Source organism: Paenibacillus sp. PsM32, from assembly GCF_030433815.1.
In the GTDB taxonomy this organism is placed as follows: Bacteria; Bacillota; Bacilli; order Paenibacillales; family Paenibacillaceae; genus Saccharibacillus; species Saccharibacillus kyungheensis.
Genome location: NZ_JARUWY010000002.1, coordinates 23,555 through 39,235 on the forward strand (window position 1 = coordinate 23,555; position 15,681 = coordinate 39,235).

The window sequence follows — 15,681 nt, forward strand, 5'->3', positions numbered from 1 at the left end:
TATCTTTAACTATTGTCAGCTTAGGAGCTTTCACCTTCTTACAAACATGGACTGCAAACTGTTTCTTCTCTCTCCAATCCACTCTATGCTCCGCTTTTACACTACTTAGGCTTACTACATATTCTAACCGTTTAAATAAATAGTATAAAAAATATTAATTCCTGATGATTACTAACTTTATTTCTATTGATATTTTTCTCTCTTAACTTATACTGATCGTCTTCTCAATACAAATAAGCAGCATTAGATGCTGACCTGAGCGTAAAGGTATTCATATCTTATTGATGTTATTGTCCGATTTCCCATGATAGAGATTCACTAAAATTATCAAAATAAGATTTTTCATAGGCAAACACTCATTATATTTATTAAACATTAAAAATTTAATATTCTTTTAAATATCTTGCCATTCTACTATTTCTAATCTATATTTATCTTGATTTTGTAAAAACCATTCATTTATGGCATCAGTTGCTGCTAAATGCGATGCAAGTATATTAACTTCTATATCCATATAAATAGAATCTAATTCGGTTTTTCTTGTCCAAATATTATTATAGTCTATAATTCCATCATCAAAATCTAGAATAGCAGAAAGTTGTTGGAGTGCATCCCTATCTCTTATTTCCATTTTGGGTTCATTTTTCACTACAAAAGTAAGCCTATACCTTGCCCATTTAACAACATTACTTGGATCATAAACATCTACATTTGTTTCTAAATCATATAAAACTTCATTTGTTATTTCTGGGTTTTCAATCTTCATGAATTCACTCAAATTCACAATACAACAAGTACTTCCATCATTTAATTCGAAGAATTCTTCTATTAGCTCTCTTCTTGGAGAAAGAGCTTTTTTGTTTTGAACATAATACCAATCTTCTTTTACATCATTACTTACAAAGATCACATCAGTATTTAAAGATAGTATATCTTTCCAAATAAAATAATCACCATATTCATTAATTTTTTTGCTATCATCTCCCCCAGTTAAGGGAGGTTGCTTATTCTTCTTTCTTTCCGTAGCCTCTTTCAAAAGCTGACTACATTTTTTATCTATGTTAGTAAAACAATCTTTTTTGAAAATTGGTCTTAAAGCTTCTAATACTGGATCATTATTAAAAAATCCTCTTATATCGTTTTGTAATGTATTGAGATGGTATGCATATTCTTTTGCAATCTCCTGATATTTTATTTCTAGTTCAGTATATTTTTGATGTTCTGGTAATAATTCTAATAAAGGAATAGTAGAAGATAATCGACTGGCACTATTTACTTTAGATTTAATTCGATCATTAAAATCTTTTAATAGATCGTTAATTCTCTTTGGTCGTTCATTTACAAATTCTTCTAATACATGTTCAGGGATTCTCAATCGATTAGTTTCTGACAGTTTTTTTAATTTTTCTATCACTTCTTTAAAAGTAATTTCTTTCCATTGATAGGCTGATAAAAGTACATTAGTGTCAATAACAACTATTGCATTTTCAATAAGAGCTTCTAAAGGTTTGGGAACAAAAAAATACTTTTCAATATTCTGATCCATAAAAATAGTTCCTCCAAATAATTATCTATTTAAATATACAAAGAAAATCGCGAGCTTCTCTGATTTTATGATATCACATTATATTGTTTATATTGTTTATCTGGTTTATTTCATGGTAACGAATATATACGATTGGCTCATATAATGCTACTTCTTTCTTGATAAGCCAAAACGTGCTGTCAGACAAACCTATCTTATCGCATCTAAGCGATTTGGTTATCCTTATGATCGCAAATGGTTATCAAGCGATGATCTTGCTATGACTATGTGGTAACACAAAATTTATTACGTATTCTATATATTCCAAGATATAATTTAGTTATCAATTCCAATCTGTTTTAAAATAAAAAGAGCTGAAGACTTTCTATTTAGAAAACTTTTAACTCTTCTCTTTATACATATACGATTTAATTATTATGATTTGAAAAAGCTCTAGCATGATTTAGCATATCCAGCAGGTTCTGTTCGTGCTATGCAGCCTTCTCATGATTGACAGATCGGATTCCCAGCTCTTTCTTTACTTTCTGAAAGTAATCGGCTGGAATTTGTTCGTAGTCGATGATAACGGAAGCTTTAACATCATCAGGAATGGCATCCACGATACTTTCAAGAACAGCAGCTGAGTACAGGGAAATTGTTTCTCCCCATCTACCATTTCAACCGGGAAATTGATGGTAGCCACATTATTAATCATCATGGTCTTTATTCCTCTCATTATCGATTTCACCGTCTAGTCTGAAGTATTGTGTAATTTAATATACACCAAATCTTAGGGTGGAATGCTTGCTTTCTAAGGAAAGTGTCGCCCAAATTCCGGCGCTAAGGCAGTAAAAACGGTGAATTAGATACTGTAATATTGCTTAATAACAAGCCTAATCGCTACTATACGTTCCTCATAAGAATCAACTACAGTCAATACAGTATCATTATTACTTAGGGGATATGCAACATAGGAATATTTACCGACTTCATGCATTTCAGTCGGTTCATAATGGTATAAGATATACTTGACCAACCGCCTGGTAATATTGCGCTCTTCTATGCGTTCACCTGCATGTTGACTGTACCTTACTTTGTACAGCTCCATATGATTTTGTAACACTTGGTGAATCAATGCACATTGTTCCATATAGGCTTGTTCTTCCATCCCCAAACATGCTTTCGTTATTTAATCATCCGCCACATTTTGCCGGATTAACAAACATAGCTCCTCTATGCTTTTCAGATCGTTGGTCACGATGGTCTCATATTGTTTACAGTCCTCAACGATCCGTTTAGCATTATCCAAAATTACTTTTAATTCCGCCTTTTTGAGCTGATTGTCGACTCCAGTTTTACAATCCGTCAGTGTTGCTTTTAAATGCTCCAGTAGCTTTTTTGTAATCATTCCGCGCATATCATTCGTGTTAATAATTGGAATGTTCTCTGCTTCGCCTTTTTCGAGCGAACGAATAAAATTGATATACGCACGAAGTTCCACATCAAATTGCTTTGGAACAAAATAAACACCGCCCGATTGTCGGACAGGTGTAGGAGACATACTTTTTAAGATATTCGTTATAACCGTGCGCAGTGTTGCGCTCTCATAATGATTTTTGCAAATGTCGAATCGCAAGATGACATTTTGAGTCATCTGGCTGGCTGTGGGCGATGTGTGGCTAGTATCAATCGTACCTGTATTTTTATCAAGTACAACGATACCAGCCGTTTCATTATAGCTAAGCCGCCGTCCTTTGGTATCCACCGTTTCACACACCAGGTTGCGTTGAACGGTTTGTTTGTTGGAAGCGACTTCTCGGAACATATAGTTTTCAAACATTCCTTCCGCTACTTCCTGGCGAAATTTAGCTGAAGTTGCCCGGCGAAATGCATCCGGCAGCCGGATAGGTTTAGGCATCCACCCTTCACCCAATCCAGAATCGATCAGCTTTTGCTTAAGTTCATCAGGTCTGATAATCATTGCACCTACACCGGCCCAAGTTAAGTGACCGATTATCTCTGCTGTCGTTTGTACTGACAAGGCAGCCATATCATTTAGAATTGGATTCATTTTTTTACCTCCTCATGTAAATTAGATAGCCCAAACAGTTGCAATATTCACTACGGCTGATGTTGCCAAGTACAAAAGCACTATAAGCACGTTCCATACTGTACGACACATAATCATTTACCATCACAGGCTTCACCCTCCCTTTAAAATAAATAGAACTCCAAAGCAGCGTTTAAGCTGTTTGGAGTTCTTCGTGAGCTAGTAAGAAAGCTGGCGGCTTTTCTGATACACAATAGACAATGGTAGGCTGCGTATCATTATCTATCGTACCAGTGTATTCAGTTTAGCTTGCATCCGTATCTTTTTTGTTTAAGCATTGGCTTACGCTCATTTGTTTCATAGTCATCACCCTCTAGGCTTTTGATGGAAATTAATAGACCTCTGCTTATACAGAGATCAAAGGTTAGCTCGTTGGGTTATTTTTCAAAAATTGAGGTTCTACAGGTACAAAGGCTTTGGAGACTTTGCCACCAACAGAGCTATTGCTCATTTGTTCACTCAATTTATTTAGGTCGATCAGTAATTGGTCTCGTCCTTCTTCGCGCTTTTTAATATCTTCCAAAAGATCATAAGCAAAATTCATAATTTCTTGAACGGTTGCCCAGTATGCTTGACCACGTAATTCTAAAACGTGAATTTCTGTAAACTGAGTTTTCATGACAATAAAAGATTTACTATCTACCTTGAACAATACCGTTTCGCCAATAATAATTTTCGGATCAGTGATTCCCCATACTTCTTGCATCGCATAAGGAATTACATTTTGCATCATGTGTACAAAAGCATCTGCCTGTTGCCGCCGCTCCTGTTCTTTCTGAATAAAAGTGGTTACCTCTTGTTCGATGTTTTTCTCCTGTTTATTCTGTTTTTTAAATACGTTGAGTAGCATTGTAATCATCCTCTCAGTTTTAATGTAAACGCAAAAAAGCCGATCCTCGCATAGTCATTCTATGCAAAAATCGGCTTTAACATACGTTTATGTGGTTTTTAAATCAGGACTACATTTTGGAGAGCCTTTCGGTACTCTGTTCCTTGTCTCCGGCAAAACGGGAGGGACGGACAACTTCTTTTAGCCTGCTTTTACCTCACTCTTTCTCATCTTTCGATAAGTCAGCAGGATCGAGGATCACACACTACCTTTGTCTCCAGCATAAAAGGGAGTATAAGGATCAAGTTAAATTACCTCTTTAATTTAGCATAAGTAAAAACAGCTAGCAAGTTCTTATTTATCTTTCCGATCATAAAATATAAACCTGCTGCTCCTACTGTACATGATCTGTTCTCATTTGAAAGTTTTCCTGACGAAGAGTACTTGCTTATTTTCATTATTTATATAACCTATGTATATTAATTAAAATAGGTAAGTAGCATATCAGTCAGTCTTTCTATGGAGACTTTTTTTTGATATTAAAAAAATAAATATAACAAATAGTAAGAAACCAATACCTAAAAAATGCTATAAATTAAACAATCATGCTACTATTCAAAATTGTTTTATTTCCTGAATTTAGTACGGCGGAGAATATCCCAATGATTGTAAGAAGTAATACAAAAGTTATATTCATTAAATATTATTGAAATTTTATTATAAACTAATGCTTTTCCTTAAACATTTTCTTTATAATATTCAAAAATATTCTCTTTCAATTTGTGTACACGCTCTCCTTAGTTTATATTTCTGATCGTTTAGATAAGATAGCCATTCTATAAAGACCTTTACCTATAACATATATATCAAACATACATTCGATTTCTTCATTTATATTAGATTTTATTCTTAAGAAAGAAGATTCTTCACCATATCCTATAATTCGATTAGAGGTACTAAACAAGTAATTTAAAAATTTTTTCCATATACTCAATTCATAAGCATCTATCAATATTATTCCCTTTCGAGATAAGACTTCATGATATTCACTCAGTAGCTCAATGAGATCATTTTTTTCAGGGTGATGCCAAATAGCACCTTTGATATCCCAAATAAGATCTACATTATTAATATTATTTTGCTTTAAATAGGTAGAAGCACAAAATGCGTTGTTACTATCTGCTAAAAAAGTATAATTATCTCCACTTATTTCGTGATCTTCTGGAATATGAATATCAGTCACAATAAATCTAGATTTAAGATATTTTTTTGAAAGTACTTTTTCATACCTACCTTTGCATCCTGAAGGGCTAAATATAGTATTTAACTTATCCAGATCTACACCATTTTTCTTCAATAGAGATTCAATATTTTCTAACCATTTAATTTTTTCATTATATTTATAAGTTAACTCATACCAATTTTTTAAAGAACCTTTTTGGGAATATTTATATCCAATTTCTTTCTCGTTATTTTCAATCAATAAAGATAATATACAAAATATTATAATCCCAACCACTGCAATAACTAATAAACTTATCATGGTTATATATAATTTTTGAACCCATGTATTATCATTTATAATATTTATCTCATTAATAACACCTATTAAAAGCACAACCATAAGAATAATACCTGATATTTTAACATTGCATATCTTGATTATATTTAAATATAGTTGTTGTTTCTTTTCTAATTTTTTATCCATTTCTATTCATCCTTTACACAAATAATAATTCAGTAAAATTTGTTGTACTTCTATCTTTTATCGGCTATTTGTCATATCTCATAAATCATTGCAAAATAAAACTAAAATTTTAATTATATTTCCAATAGCATTAAAATATGCGACTTGATATAAAAACAGTTTTGTTGCTAGCTAAGTTGTGTTTATTTTTAATCATTACAATTTTATAACGAACTACTGATTTTTGTTAGGCATGGTGGATCGAATTTGTTGAAGCAGTAGAACGATAAGCGGAAGCTGCATATCTCGCAAAGTTCAACCAGACTACTGTCAGCAATGATTAAAGGAATAATCAACATTGGGTAGAGTGAGAAATTTGAACTCGTTTCAAGTGCATAGGTATTTCCTGCGTACTTATCATTCCTCCCATAATGGGTTTACAGAACACAGGATCATGTGCAGAAACCAAATCTCCTTCTTCTAGTTCAATATACTCTGCTGTATCTGTTTCATATCTTTGTTTGTACTCCGCCTCTACATTAATAAATTCAAGATAAGCTTCCGGGCAATCTCCCATATTGTTTTCTTGAAATGAGGCCAAAAGGTCTTCCAAGCTGTCCAAAGAGGGGGTAATAACAGCAACTGTAAAATGACTCATATTCAGTATCCTCTCATTTATATTTAAAGTTTGCATCCAATGTATAATTGCCTTAATCGTAAAGAGAGTTCATATCTAGATGATTACTAGACATGAACTCTCTTTTAATACATTATTTTTTATTGGTCCTATAGCAGAGACCCTCATTCAAAACTTGTTGATAGAATTGCTCTGCCGCTTCCCAATCACACTTCCCTCCATCACTACGAATCATCAGATCATCCTGTAGATGATGTTTAGCAATCCGTAAAAAGACGGTGACTGCCAGATCATAAGGACGCTGATCGGTTTTGCAACATCCGAAATGATACTTATGTTCATTTGGGTTTTCATCTGGATGAATAGTCAAGATACGAGGAAAGTACATCTCCTCGTATCCCTGCTCACCCGATCCATTGAACAAGATCGTCTCTCCATCCATGATCGGGAATCTAAGACCATATCCATTCCCAAGTTTGATACCTCCTTCAGACAAAGCTGGCAAAGCACGTTCAAAATCCCTTTGGATCTTGATAAATGTAGTTGGATCAATTTCTTTTGCTCTATACCAATAGTGAGTGTATCCCATTTTCTCTTGCTCCTTTAATCAGCTTATTTTTGAGCAATATAAACCGGCAAGCCGGTCAATTCCATTAGTTCACGTTTAAAACGTTCCTCATCGCTGTTATGATCGCTCAGATGTAGCAGATGAATTTCTTCCACATGGCTCAGATCATTACTCCTTAAAAAATCCTTTACATGCTCTAATGAAAAATGAGAAGAAATCACACGACTTTTGACGGATTCAGCTACGACTCCTGAAGCGACATTTTCATACAAAATATCAAGCGCGAAATTACACTCGACCATAATATGTGTGAGTCCTTCAAATCGATACCGTAGATAAGATGTATCCGTCGCAAACAGTAGTTTATCGCCTTCTCCATTGATCATCAGGAAACCTAGCGGCTCCGCTGCGTCATGCTCCACTTCAAAGGGAAGAATCGTCCATGTTCCAATGGCAAAACGCTCTTTCGCCTGTATTCGCTTGATTCGATGGCTATTGATTTTTAAAGATTCAACAGTACCCCAGCTCATATAAACGTTCACTCCGGATTTGAGTAAATACGGAACAGATAGGCTATGATCCTTATGCTCGTGAGATACCACGCAGCCAGCTAAGCGGGAAACTTCAAAGCCAAGCGCATGTTGAATTTCTTTGTAATGAATACCTGCTTCGATCAGTAGATCCGTATGCCCATCTGTGATCAGATAGGCATTGCCAGAACTACTTGAAGCCAGCGTACGAATATGAATCATCAGAAATCAGGTTCTTGTTCAGATTTACTTTTATTCTCCGGCTGATCACTGCCAGATATGGGTTCATGCGAATCATCCAGATCTTCCACTTCACCGGCAACCCCTAAAGCAGATGAAGGCGTCAATGGTTCTACATCAATTACTGTTTGGTTCGCATGCTGAGCGATTTCTTTTTTCAATTCGCGTAGTGTTTCGTCGCTCGCTTCCTGGTAAGAACGTTCGATCAAGAAGTTTCCGAAATCCTTTGGAATTTTCTTAACGACGTTATTTCGCATTTTTCGAATCAACATCGATTCGCGACTTTGCGGCTCTGTCCAAGCAGGGCTCATATACACTTGCATCTCTGCATCATCTAACGCAGCAAGTCCTTTCTCACTGGCTCGCTGAAGTATGCGAGCTTTTCGAGCAGCTATTTCTTTTCGCTGCTCTGCTGTCGCCTTATAACGATCTTCGCAGACACCAAAGGTTTCATTCATCATTTGGTTGTTCATATGAGCAACCAAATTTCGGATCACGTCATCTCGTTCTGCAATATAGTATTCGACAGTGCCGTCTACTTTCAGAATAGGGTAAACCACCCGGACTACATTACCTTTGCCAGTAGGTGTCCATGTCGGTGCGACCACATCGAAGCCTGTATATTGTGGATACGTGAAGGGGTCATTTTCTCGTACAAGCCAGAACTGACCTACCTTTTTGACATCGCGACCAAAACGAGCAAGAATAGCATCATTGCCATCTCCTTCAATGCCCATTTCAATCTGCTTTTTCCAAATATCTTTATGATCTGCACCTTTAACTTTTAGGTTACGAAGCTGAAAATAAACTTCTCTGGGGCTGGCAGCAGCATTCAACTTCAGGGATGCGATCTGGATCAAGGTTTGAGTAATATTACTACGATCCAGTTTCTCATCATTCCAACCAATGCTTTTGCTATCCAGCACTGTATTGATAGCAGAGATAGCATTGAGTACACAAGACTTCGAGTACTCATCCATTTCAATCCCATTTCCTGTGAGCTGACGCTCAATCATTGGAAAGTAATTATCGTTGACTTTGGTTAATACCGTAGAAAAATCACTCATGCTTGTACAGCCTCCTGTTTTTCAATTCGCAATGCGGTATCTTCTTTACTGACAATCAAGCGAATCATCTGTGAATGAGTATCCATGGACTGTACAACGGATTCCGCATTATCCAAAAAGATCGGTGCGGTCACGCCACAATGCTCCGCAAGCGTATTGATGATGTCCAGTCCTACGTTAATCCGAGCTGCGTGATTTAATCCAGAACTATAAGGGACACCGTTATACGTGGTTTCGCATACTTCTTTCAGTCCACCATTGATCTGTTTGTCAAATAGTTTGAAACGAGCACATTTGAATTTGCTGTTAATCCGTTTCTCTAGCATATTCACTTTTGTTCGAATAAAGGTTTCCATCAGAAACACTTGATATTCGAGCTGTTCGTATTCTTCTGCGAGGCGAGACTCCTGTTGCTCCAATTCATGAATACGAGCAGCTACTGCATGTGCTTGATTGACTTGTGCACGTTGCTGTTCCAATTGTTTGGCTTCTATACGTAGAGTTGCAATAACTTCATGAATACCGGATGCACGATCTTGCTCATGACTCTGAATATTCGTAAGTTTATGTTGTCTTTCTAGGATTTGCTGCTGAATGGCAAGATATTCTTCGTCCTGCTGCGGATTAGTCACCCTATCTTCCAAGTCGTCTAATTCAGCCTGCATCGCAACAACGACCGCTTTTTTGTCAGCCTGCTGTTGCTTTAAGGATTCAATTTCAGCAGCTAATGTCTGGTTACGTTCTTCTAGGTCCTTGACCATTTTCATGGTTGCTTTGCCTTCTACATTAATTTGTTCAAGCGTTTGAGCACGCTGTACATTGAAAGTTGCCTCCGCTTTCTCACATGCTATTTGTACTTGATCTGCAGGCAATGGCTGACCGCACGCTGCACAAATATCATCGCCTTGGTGTTCATGCTCAAAAACCATGGCTTTGACTTCTATCCACCGTGTGCGAAGGGTCTGAGCTGTTGACTTTCCTGCATCAATTTGGCGCTGGTTGTTCTGGATCTGACTACGCTGACTCTCGATGTGCTGAGTCAGTTGATTATAGGCCCATTGATGATCACTTAATGCTTTACGATGCATCGATACTGCGTCGAAGTTGCTTGCCTTCAGTCGATTCAGCACATCCAATGCTTCACCTTCAAGACGACGAATCTCATTTTGAAGATCGACAGCTTCAGCGTCCGATTGAATATGCTGAAGCTTATGATTCTCTTCTGCAATGCGATCATGTAGCTCCTGAATGCAGGCATCCATTTCGATTGTATCTACATTTGATATGTCTGGCGCACTCCGGCGTACTTCATCGATCCGCACTGGAATCTTTTCAATTTCTTGGTTGAGTAGTCGCTTTTTATTCGCAACGACCTTTTGGTGATCTTCAATGCTGTGGCCATTCAGAATATTAAGCAAGTCTGTCAGCTCCTTGTTGCTTTGGATTACATCCACATCAGTCACATCTCCGCAAACCTCTAGTAGTAACCCCCGGCGTTTGTCCGTATTCAAATGCTCATTAAAAAAGATCGGATTGGTTAATAACCGAAACAAATCTTCTCGAATGATCTGCGCCACTTCTTCTTTATAGGCAGCTTCTTTCAGCGGAACATCGTCAACGAAATAGGACGTTTCGTGACCCGTGAATTCTTTCTTCACTTGTCCACGTTTTTTAGTCCATTTCTCGGCGAATACCCGACGAAAAGTACGTGTGATGCCATCAATTTGAAGCACTCCTTCGACTTCGTGCTCCAACATATGCTGCCTCACTTTACCCGACCCATCCAGTTTTTTAATTTGAAAGTCAGTGCGGTTGTTACTGTCCTTACCAAACAGAAGCCAGTAAAATGCATCCACAATTGTTGTTTTACCGGTAGCGTTTGTTCCATGTACAGCCACATCTTTGCCGTCAAGTACAAGCACAAACTCATCCAACCCTTTAAAATTCCGAAGTGTCAAGCGTTCTAATGTGATGGTAGTCATGCTTGTGTACCTTCATTCCCTAGCCAGCGCGCTCTATAAGTTGTCAGTACTTCTTCTACTGCTTCAATCTGTGCGTTTGTTAAAAGCAATTCGATCACCATTACTTCACCTTCAATGCGTAGGACAGCCGGTGTATAGTGCATCGCCTCCTGCACCTGTACTTGAATATTTTCATTGGATAAATCACAAGTAAAAGCTGTTCTTTTCATTTTAAAATTCCTCCTTATTTAAAATAAAAAAGGCGAGTGAATCCCCATGAGGAACCACTCGCCTTTTAATCCATGTTATTCATTTGTTACGCCACTCTCATCTCTGTAATTAACACGGCTCAGAATGGTAAATCATCATCCGAAATGTCGATTGGCTTTCCGTCATCTGAAAACGGATCTTGGTGATTACGTGCTCCACCATTACTACTTTGATTCCCACTATGACCGCTACCATAGGAGGATTCTTCACGCTTCCCTCCACTGTTGCTATTTGCGCCGTCACGACTGGATTCTAGGAATCGAACATTATCCGCGATCACTTCAGTGACATAGACACGTTTTCCTTCGTTATTCTCATAATTTCGTACCTGGATCCGACCTTCAACGGCTGTTAGGCGACCTTTGCGCAAATAATTCGCACAGGTTTCTGCCAGCTGTCTCCACACGACAATAGGAATAAAATCCGCTTCGCGTTCTCCTCCTTGGCTCGTAAACGGTCGATCAATCGCCAGCGTAAACTGAGCGACAGCGACTCCTGTTGGTGTATAACGCAGCTCGGGATCTTTGGTTAGTCGTCCAATCAAAATCACACGATTTAACATCTGTTTATCCTCCCTTTAATCTTAATTCGTTCATCTCTGACATTTGAATTTCTGTCAGCATGCGATCCACGCTCTCTTCTACTTCGTTTGTCCATGTCGGACGTTCCGCTAAAGAATACATTGTACAAACGTATTGAAGTAAAGGTACTTCAATCTGCTTCTCTCGCTGTCGAATATGTTCGACATACTTTTCATACTTCCACGTTTTGATGCCAAGCAACAGCCAAAAATACGCTTGCTGCTTTTCGTGTTCTATAAACGCATTCCACTCCCTCCATAACCATTCCAATGAACGTTTATAGTAAGCCATATCCCGTTCTCGCATTCGTCGCCAGTCCGGATCACTACCTCCGCCCAGCGATTGACGAAGCAGATGACGCTGATTGCGGTTCAACTGTTCAGCTGGGTGAATGATGTTGCGTTTGCGATACCGCTGTACGATATCTTTTTCGTCTACATGTTCTAAAAGCGAAATAAATCGAAAGACACCGCCCTTCTCGCCGCAAAACCAGCACTTGAACACTTGGTCTTTACTATTGAGAGAAAGATAGTATTTCCTCTGTTTGTTCGGTTTGCTATCTTCATGACAAAATGGACATTTACATTTGACCTCTTTTCGAAACCGAGAGGAGGCATCCACAATGAGTCCATGTTGCTCTGCTATATCAACGATGTTAGGTAGCACCTGCGATCACATCCATCATGCGCTCGATGGGACTGGGATCTAGTTGAACCTGTTTCCATGCCGGATTCAGCACAATCTTTTGCGTGACAGTGTGTACCCGCTTGTATGGCTCCTGACATTTCCAACGTTTGTATGCGGCTAATGCAGCAGAAACATGTTTACAGTTTTTATACTGTCTGTTATACCGGCAAGCTGGGCATTCGTGTGTGATAACCAAATCATGCTGATACGGTTTTACCTCTACCAAATATACACCGTTCGATCGGCTACTAGGAAAAACACAAATTAGGATGTTGCCTTGAGCGAAGGTAGCTATCGGTAATAATTTGAAATCAGACATATAATCATCCTTTCGGTTTTTAATTAGTGGCTAGCATCCTCAGTCACGTTCCTCATTCCGGCTTGGATCATTACGACAAGACTATCTAAAATAGTCTCCTTCTGACTAAGTCCAAATGTTTCCGCAACATACATTCCAAGTGCAAACGCTGTACTGGATGCAGCAATTTGAGCATTATCGGTTTCTGCAGGATCGATGGTTTCAAACATGTTATTGATCGTCGTCATAACGTAAGGAATAGGCTGTTTATCTTCCTGATCTGCTGGAACAGTATGCTTGTTTACCAAACGATTCAAAGATTGCCAAACTTTGAATACCTCTGCTTTGAGCTTGGGATCAGCAGCCAGATATACATCATCCAACAGCGATAACGCTTCGCGAAGCTCAGGTAATAATGTTTCAAATGGAGTTGCTTCTACCTGCTCAGGAATGACCGTGCCTTGATTCGTAATCGTTTGTTTATTCATCTTCTTCTTCACCTGTCCTTTTTAAAGTTTAAGAATAGAAAAAACGATGCTCGCATAAGTACATGCAATCATCGTTTTAAACTAACTTATTCATGGTCTGATACTGGCTAAACTCATTGAGTAGTTGGTCCAGCTCCTGAGATTTGCTAATGACTTCTGGAGCCAATAAACCAAGCGTATCTGCAAGCCGACACATTTCTGCTCGCGTACTTTCAATGTCCTTAAGTAACTTCCACATATTAGAGTCACCTCATTAGGAATTATTCTTTTTAAAACGCAAAAAACCGATCTCTACACAGCATTTCCTGTGCAAAAATCGGTTTTTAATAAACGTTCTATTTGTTAATCAGCTCAGAGTTGATAATCGGTGTTAGCCCTACAATTCCTAAAGCTTTAAACACTTTTCCAAAAGCTTCTGCATCTTGAAGTGAAAGACCAAAACTCCAGTGAGTACATGCACCTTCGATAATGGAAATATCATCTACGGATATACCAGCAAGTTCAGCAAGTCGTTGCTGCGTATAACCGAGCTCATATCGTCGGTTCATCACCATATCGCCTAGCGCTACTTCCAATCCTTCCAAATAACTTTTCAGAGTAGAGGACTTTTTTGCTTCTGCTAATACTTGATCAAAGCTCTGGTTCAAGTGACTATATTTACTCATTGCACTCATCTCCTTTTTCATGACATGTATTTCTCAGGAGAATTGATAAACGAACGATATTGTGCTCTGGATATTGCAACGATTCGCTCAAAGTCCAAAGAATGGGTTTGATTTTTAACAAGCGCTTGGGTAAATACCAACAGTTGAGTATCCTCCAGCCTGTATTCGAAAAATACTGCTCTGAACGCACCTGCCCCTCGCCAATTTACTCTAAATTCAAGTAAAGGAGGGTGATACTTCAACTCTTTGACGATTCGAATACTGTATATAGAGCCATCGTCACGAAGTGTGCTAAAAAACTCATGTATAGCATACGGTATGCCATACGTTCTCAAAAACTGCAAACCTTTCAGGATTAGAGCGACCAGATGTTCTAAATCATCATTGTACTCCGATTGTCGAATCAGTTCTTGAATACAATCTTGTACAGCAATCTTACCTTGCTGATCCTTAAAAAACCAAATGACTGTCTCCATTATACCATCCCTTCTTTTTGATTAAAACGCAAAAAACCGATCTTCGTATGGATATCCATACAAAAATCGGCTTTGTATACGTTTATTGCTTATTTACATAACATAGATAACTACTTTTGGAGAGCCTTTCGGTACTCTGTTCCTTGTCTCCAGCAAAACGGGAGTGACGGACAACTGCTTTTAGCCTGCTTTTACCTCACTCTTTCTTATCTTTTAATAAGTCAGCAGGATCGAGGGGAACTGTACATCTTTCCGTATCTCCAGCAAACGGGAGTTTCGGAGTGAAGCTAAATTACACCCTTACTTTAGCATGGCTGCTACCGTCTGACAAGATGTTATTCTACTAAAGTTATTTTCTGCTGCCAGATTCCTCCTCTCTGACGATAAAATGTGTATTCCTTACGTAAATCCTGATCCATTAAGGCATATGCATGCGTCAAAACATGATTCAACGGTTTCAAATCCAACAGGGTTTCTGCTATCACAATAACAGGCCATTGGCTGCGCTGTAGCTCTCTCTCAATTGCTTTGGTATCTTGTCCACGAAGGATCAATACATAGCGCGTGTGCTCACCCATTTGGACTTTTCCCGTAAACGGAGAAGCAGAAGCTTGAATTTGGAATCCCTTTTGCTTCTCATGCAGTGCGCAGGCGAATTGAAAAAATATCAGTTTGCTCAGTACATCTGCCACGCTCCAATGACACCAACTGTTGACTGTTTGATTCGATTGTAATAATTGAATGGCTCTCGGTCCCAGTGTAAATACAGGAATTGTCGTCCGATTCTTTCTAAGCTGGTGTTGCACCAATTTATGTTCTGCCAGCATCCGGCGAATATGCGAACGTTTCCAAGCAAATAAGCGTCCAAGTTGCACGCTACCGATACAGCCAATCGCCCCAATCGCTTGTAGCCCAACCTCTTCCATCGGCAGGCGGAGCGGTGCATAGCTGTTTTTTTCAGGATGCTCAATCTTGGTTGGCTGCCATATCCAGTGATGTGATAATGAAAATGAAGACCGGGGCACTCCCCGATCTTCATGATAGTTTTCCATATCCATAATG

Annotated in this window: 18 protein-coding genes; all 18 read right to left on the reverse strand. The window is 38.3% G+C overall.

Going from position 1 to position 15,681, the window contains the following annotated elements; translation table 11 throughout:
* Window positions 1–394: 394 nt before the first annotated feature.
* Window positions 395–1,546: a PIN-like domain-containing protein gene (locus QCD85_RS05950; protein WP_274172700.1), complete on the reverse strand. Its 1,152-nt coding sequence runs from the start codon at window positions 1,544–1,546 to the stop codon at window positions 395–397.
* Between the two features lie 841 nt (window positions 1,547–2,387).
* Entirely contained in the window at window positions 2,388–2,693 is a 306-nt protein-coding gene (locus QCD85_RS05955; protein WP_274172699.1) for a DUF4258 domain-containing protein, read from the reverse strand.
* A gap of 21 nt (window positions 2,694–2,714) precedes the next feature.
* Window positions 2,715–3,596, reverse strand: coding sequence for a DUF6744 family protein (locus tag QCD85_RS05960; RefSeq protein ID WP_274172698.1), 882 nt, complete (start codon window positions 3,594–3,596; stop codon window positions 2,715–2,717).
* A 403-nt stretch (window positions 3,597–3,999) separates the two neighbouring features.
* Window positions 4,000–4,485 carry a hypothetical protein gene (locus QCD85_RS05965; RefSeq protein WP_301261977.1) on the reverse strand — a complete coding sequence of 162 codons (486 nt, stop codon included), beginning with the start codon at window positions 4,483–4,485 and terminating at the stop codon, window positions 4,000–4,002.
* Window positions 4,486–5,266: 781 nt separating this feature from the next.
* A complete protein-coding gene (locus QCD85_RS05970; RefSeq protein ID WP_274172696.1) occupies window positions 5,267–6,172 on the reverse strand; it encodes a hypothetical protein in 906 nt (301 codons plus the stop codon).
* Between the two features lie 331 nt (window positions 6,173–6,503).
* Window positions 6,504–6,809: a hypothetical protein gene (locus QCD85_RS05975; RefSeq protein WP_274172695.1), complete on the reverse strand. Its 306-nt coding sequence runs from the start codon at window positions 6,807–6,809 to the stop codon at window positions 6,504–6,506.
* Between the two features lie 112 nt (window positions 6,810–6,921).
* Window positions 6,922–7,377 carry a hypothetical protein gene (locus QCD85_RS05980; RefSeq protein WP_274172694.1) on the reverse strand — a complete coding sequence of 152 codons (456 nt, stop codon included), beginning with the start codon at window positions 7,375–7,377 and terminating at the stop codon, window positions 6,922–6,924.
* A gap of 23 nt (window positions 7,378–7,400) precedes the next feature.
* Window positions 7,401–8,108, reverse strand: coding sequence for an MBL fold metallo-hydrolase (locus tag QCD85_RS05985; RefSeq protein ID WP_274172693.1), 708 nt, complete (start codon window positions 8,106–8,108; stop codon window positions 7,401–7,403).
* Window positions 8,108–9,193 (reverse strand): hypothetical protein, encoded by a 1,086-nt coding sequence (locus tag QCD85_RS05990; protein WP_274172692.1) that lies wholly within the window; start codon window positions 9,191–9,193, stop codon window positions 8,108–8,110. The genes QCD85_RS05985 and QCD85_RS05990 overlap by 1 nt, the downstream gene beginning before the upstream one ends.
* Window positions 9,190–11,175, reverse strand: a complete 1,986-nt coding sequence (locus QCD85_RS05995) for an AAA family ATPase (protein WP_274172691.1) — start codon at window positions 11,173–11,175, stop codon at window positions 9,190–9,192. The genes QCD85_RS05990 and QCD85_RS05995 overlap by 4 nt, the downstream gene beginning before the upstream one ends.
* Entirely contained in the window at window positions 11,172–11,384 is a 213-nt protein-coding gene (locus QCD85_RS06000) for a hypothetical protein (RefSeq protein WP_274172690.1), read from the reverse strand. Before QCD85_RS06000 ends, QCD85_RS05995 begins: the two co-directional genes overlap by 4 nt.
* Window positions 11,385–11,503: 119 nt before the next feature.
* On the reverse strand, window positions 11,504–11,986 hold the full coding sequence (gene ssb / locus QCD85_RS06005) for a single-stranded DNA-binding protein (RefSeq protein WP_274172689.1): 483 nt from the start codon (window positions 11,984–11,986) through the stop codon (window positions 11,504–11,506).
* A gap of 4 nt (window positions 11,987–11,990) precedes the next feature.
* Window positions 11,991–12,671, reverse strand: a complete 681-nt coding sequence (locus QCD85_RS06010; RefSeq protein ID WP_367317622.1) for a CHC2 zinc finger domain-containing protein — start codon at window positions 12,669–12,671, stop codon at window positions 11,991–11,993.
* Between the two features lie 363 nt (window positions 12,672–13,034).
* Window positions 13,035–13,478 (reverse strand): hypothetical protein, encoded by a 444-nt coding sequence (locus tag QCD85_RS06015; RefSeq protein ID WP_274172688.1) that lies wholly within the window; start codon window positions 13,476–13,478, stop codon window positions 13,035–13,037.
* A gap of 76 nt (window positions 13,479–13,554) precedes the next feature.
* Entirely contained in the window at window positions 13,555–13,716 is a 162-nt protein-coding gene (locus tag QCD85_RS06020) for an aspartyl-phosphate phosphatase Spo0E family protein (RefSeq protein ID WP_274172687.1), read from the reverse strand.
* Window positions 13,717–13,813: 97 nt separating this feature from the next.
* Complete coding sequence (locus QCD85_RS06025) at window positions 13,814–14,143, reverse strand: hypothetical protein (RefSeq protein ID WP_274172686.1); 330 nt, start codon at window positions 14,141–14,143, stop codon at window positions 13,814–13,816.
* 17 nt (window positions 14,144–14,160) lie between these two features.
* Window positions 14,161–14,619 carry a hypothetical protein gene (locus QCD85_RS06030; protein ID WP_274172685.1) on the reverse strand — a complete coding sequence of 153 codons (459 nt, stop codon included), beginning with the start codon at window positions 14,617–14,619 and terminating at the stop codon, window positions 14,161–14,163.
* Window positions 14,620–14,954: 335 nt separating this feature from the next.
* Window positions 14,955–15,677, reverse strand: a complete 723-nt coding sequence (locus QCD85_RS06035) for a hypothetical protein (protein ID WP_274172684.1) — start codon at window positions 15,675–15,677, stop codon at window positions 14,955–14,957.
* Window positions 15,678–15,681 lie beyond the last annotated feature (4 nt).

Excerpts from the sequence above, each read along its gene's own strand:
- QCD85_RS05950 (WP_274172700.1), bottom strand. The coding sequence starts at position 1,546 with ATGGATCAGAATATTGAAAAGTATTTTTTTGTTCCCAAACCTTTAGAA.
- QCD85_RS05955 (WP_274172699.1), bottom strand. The coding sequence starts at position 2,693 with ATGGAAGAACAAGCCTATATGGAACAATGTGCATTGATTCACCAAGTG.
- QCD85_RS05960 (WP_274172698.1), bottom strand. The coding sequence starts at position 3,596 with ATGAATCCAATTCTAAATGATATGGCTGCCTTGTCAGTACAAACGACA.
- QCD85_RS05965 (WP_301261977.1), bottom strand. The coding sequence starts at position 4,485 with ATGCTACTCAACGTATTTAAAAAACAGAATAAACAGGAGAAAAACATC.
- QCD85_RS05970 (WP_274172696.1), bottom strand. The coding sequence starts at position 6,172 with ATGGATAAAAAATTAGAAAAGAAACAACAACTATATTTAAATATAATC.
- QCD85_RS05975 (WP_274172695.1), bottom strand. The coding sequence starts at position 6,809 with ATGAGTCATTTTACAGTTGCTGTTATTACCCCCTCTTTGGACAGCTTG.
- QCD85_RS05980 (WP_274172694.1), bottom strand. The coding sequence starts at position 7,377 with ATGGGATACACTCACTATTGGTATAGAGCAAAAGAAATTGATCCAACT.
- QCD85_RS05985 (WP_274172693.1), bottom strand. The coding sequence starts at position 8,108 with ATGATTCATATTCGTACGCTGGCTTCAAGTAGTTCTGGCAATGCCTAT.
- QCD85_RS05990 (WP_274172692.1), bottom strand. The coding sequence starts at position 9,193 with ATGAGTGATTTTTCTACGGTATTAACCAAAGTCAACGATAATTACTTT.
- QCD85_RS05995 (WP_274172691.1), bottom strand. The coding sequence starts at position 11,175 with ATGACTACCATCACATTAGAACGCTTGACACTTCGGAATTTTAAAGGG.
- QCD85_RS06000 (WP_274172690.1), bottom strand. The coding sequence starts at position 11,384 with ATGAAAAGAACAGCTTTTACTTGTGATTTATCCAATGAAAATATTCAA.
- ssb (WP_274172689.1), bottom strand. The coding sequence starts at position 11,986 with ATGTTAAATCGTGTGATTTTGATTGGACGACTAACCAAAGATCCCGAG.
- QCD85_RS06015 (WP_274172688.1), bottom strand. The coding sequence starts at position 13,478 with ATGAATAAACAAACGATTACGAATCAAGGCACGGTCATTCCTGAGCAG.
- QCD85_RS06020 (WP_274172687.1), bottom strand. The coding sequence starts at position 13,716 with ATGTGGAAGTTACTTAAGGACATTGAAAGTACGCGAGCAGAAATGTGT.
- QCD85_RS06025 (WP_274172686.1), bottom strand. The coding sequence starts at position 14,143 with ATGAGTAAATATAGTCACTTGAACCAGAGCTTTGATCAAGTATTAGCA.
- QCD85_RS06030 (WP_274172685.1), bottom strand. The coding sequence starts at position 14,619 with ATGGAGACAGTCATTTGGTTTTTTAAGGATCAGCAAGGTAAGATTGCT.
- QCD85_RS06035 (WP_274172684.1), bottom strand. The coding sequence starts at position 15,677 with ATGGATATGGAAAACTATCATGAAGATCGGGGAGTGCCCCGGTCTTCA.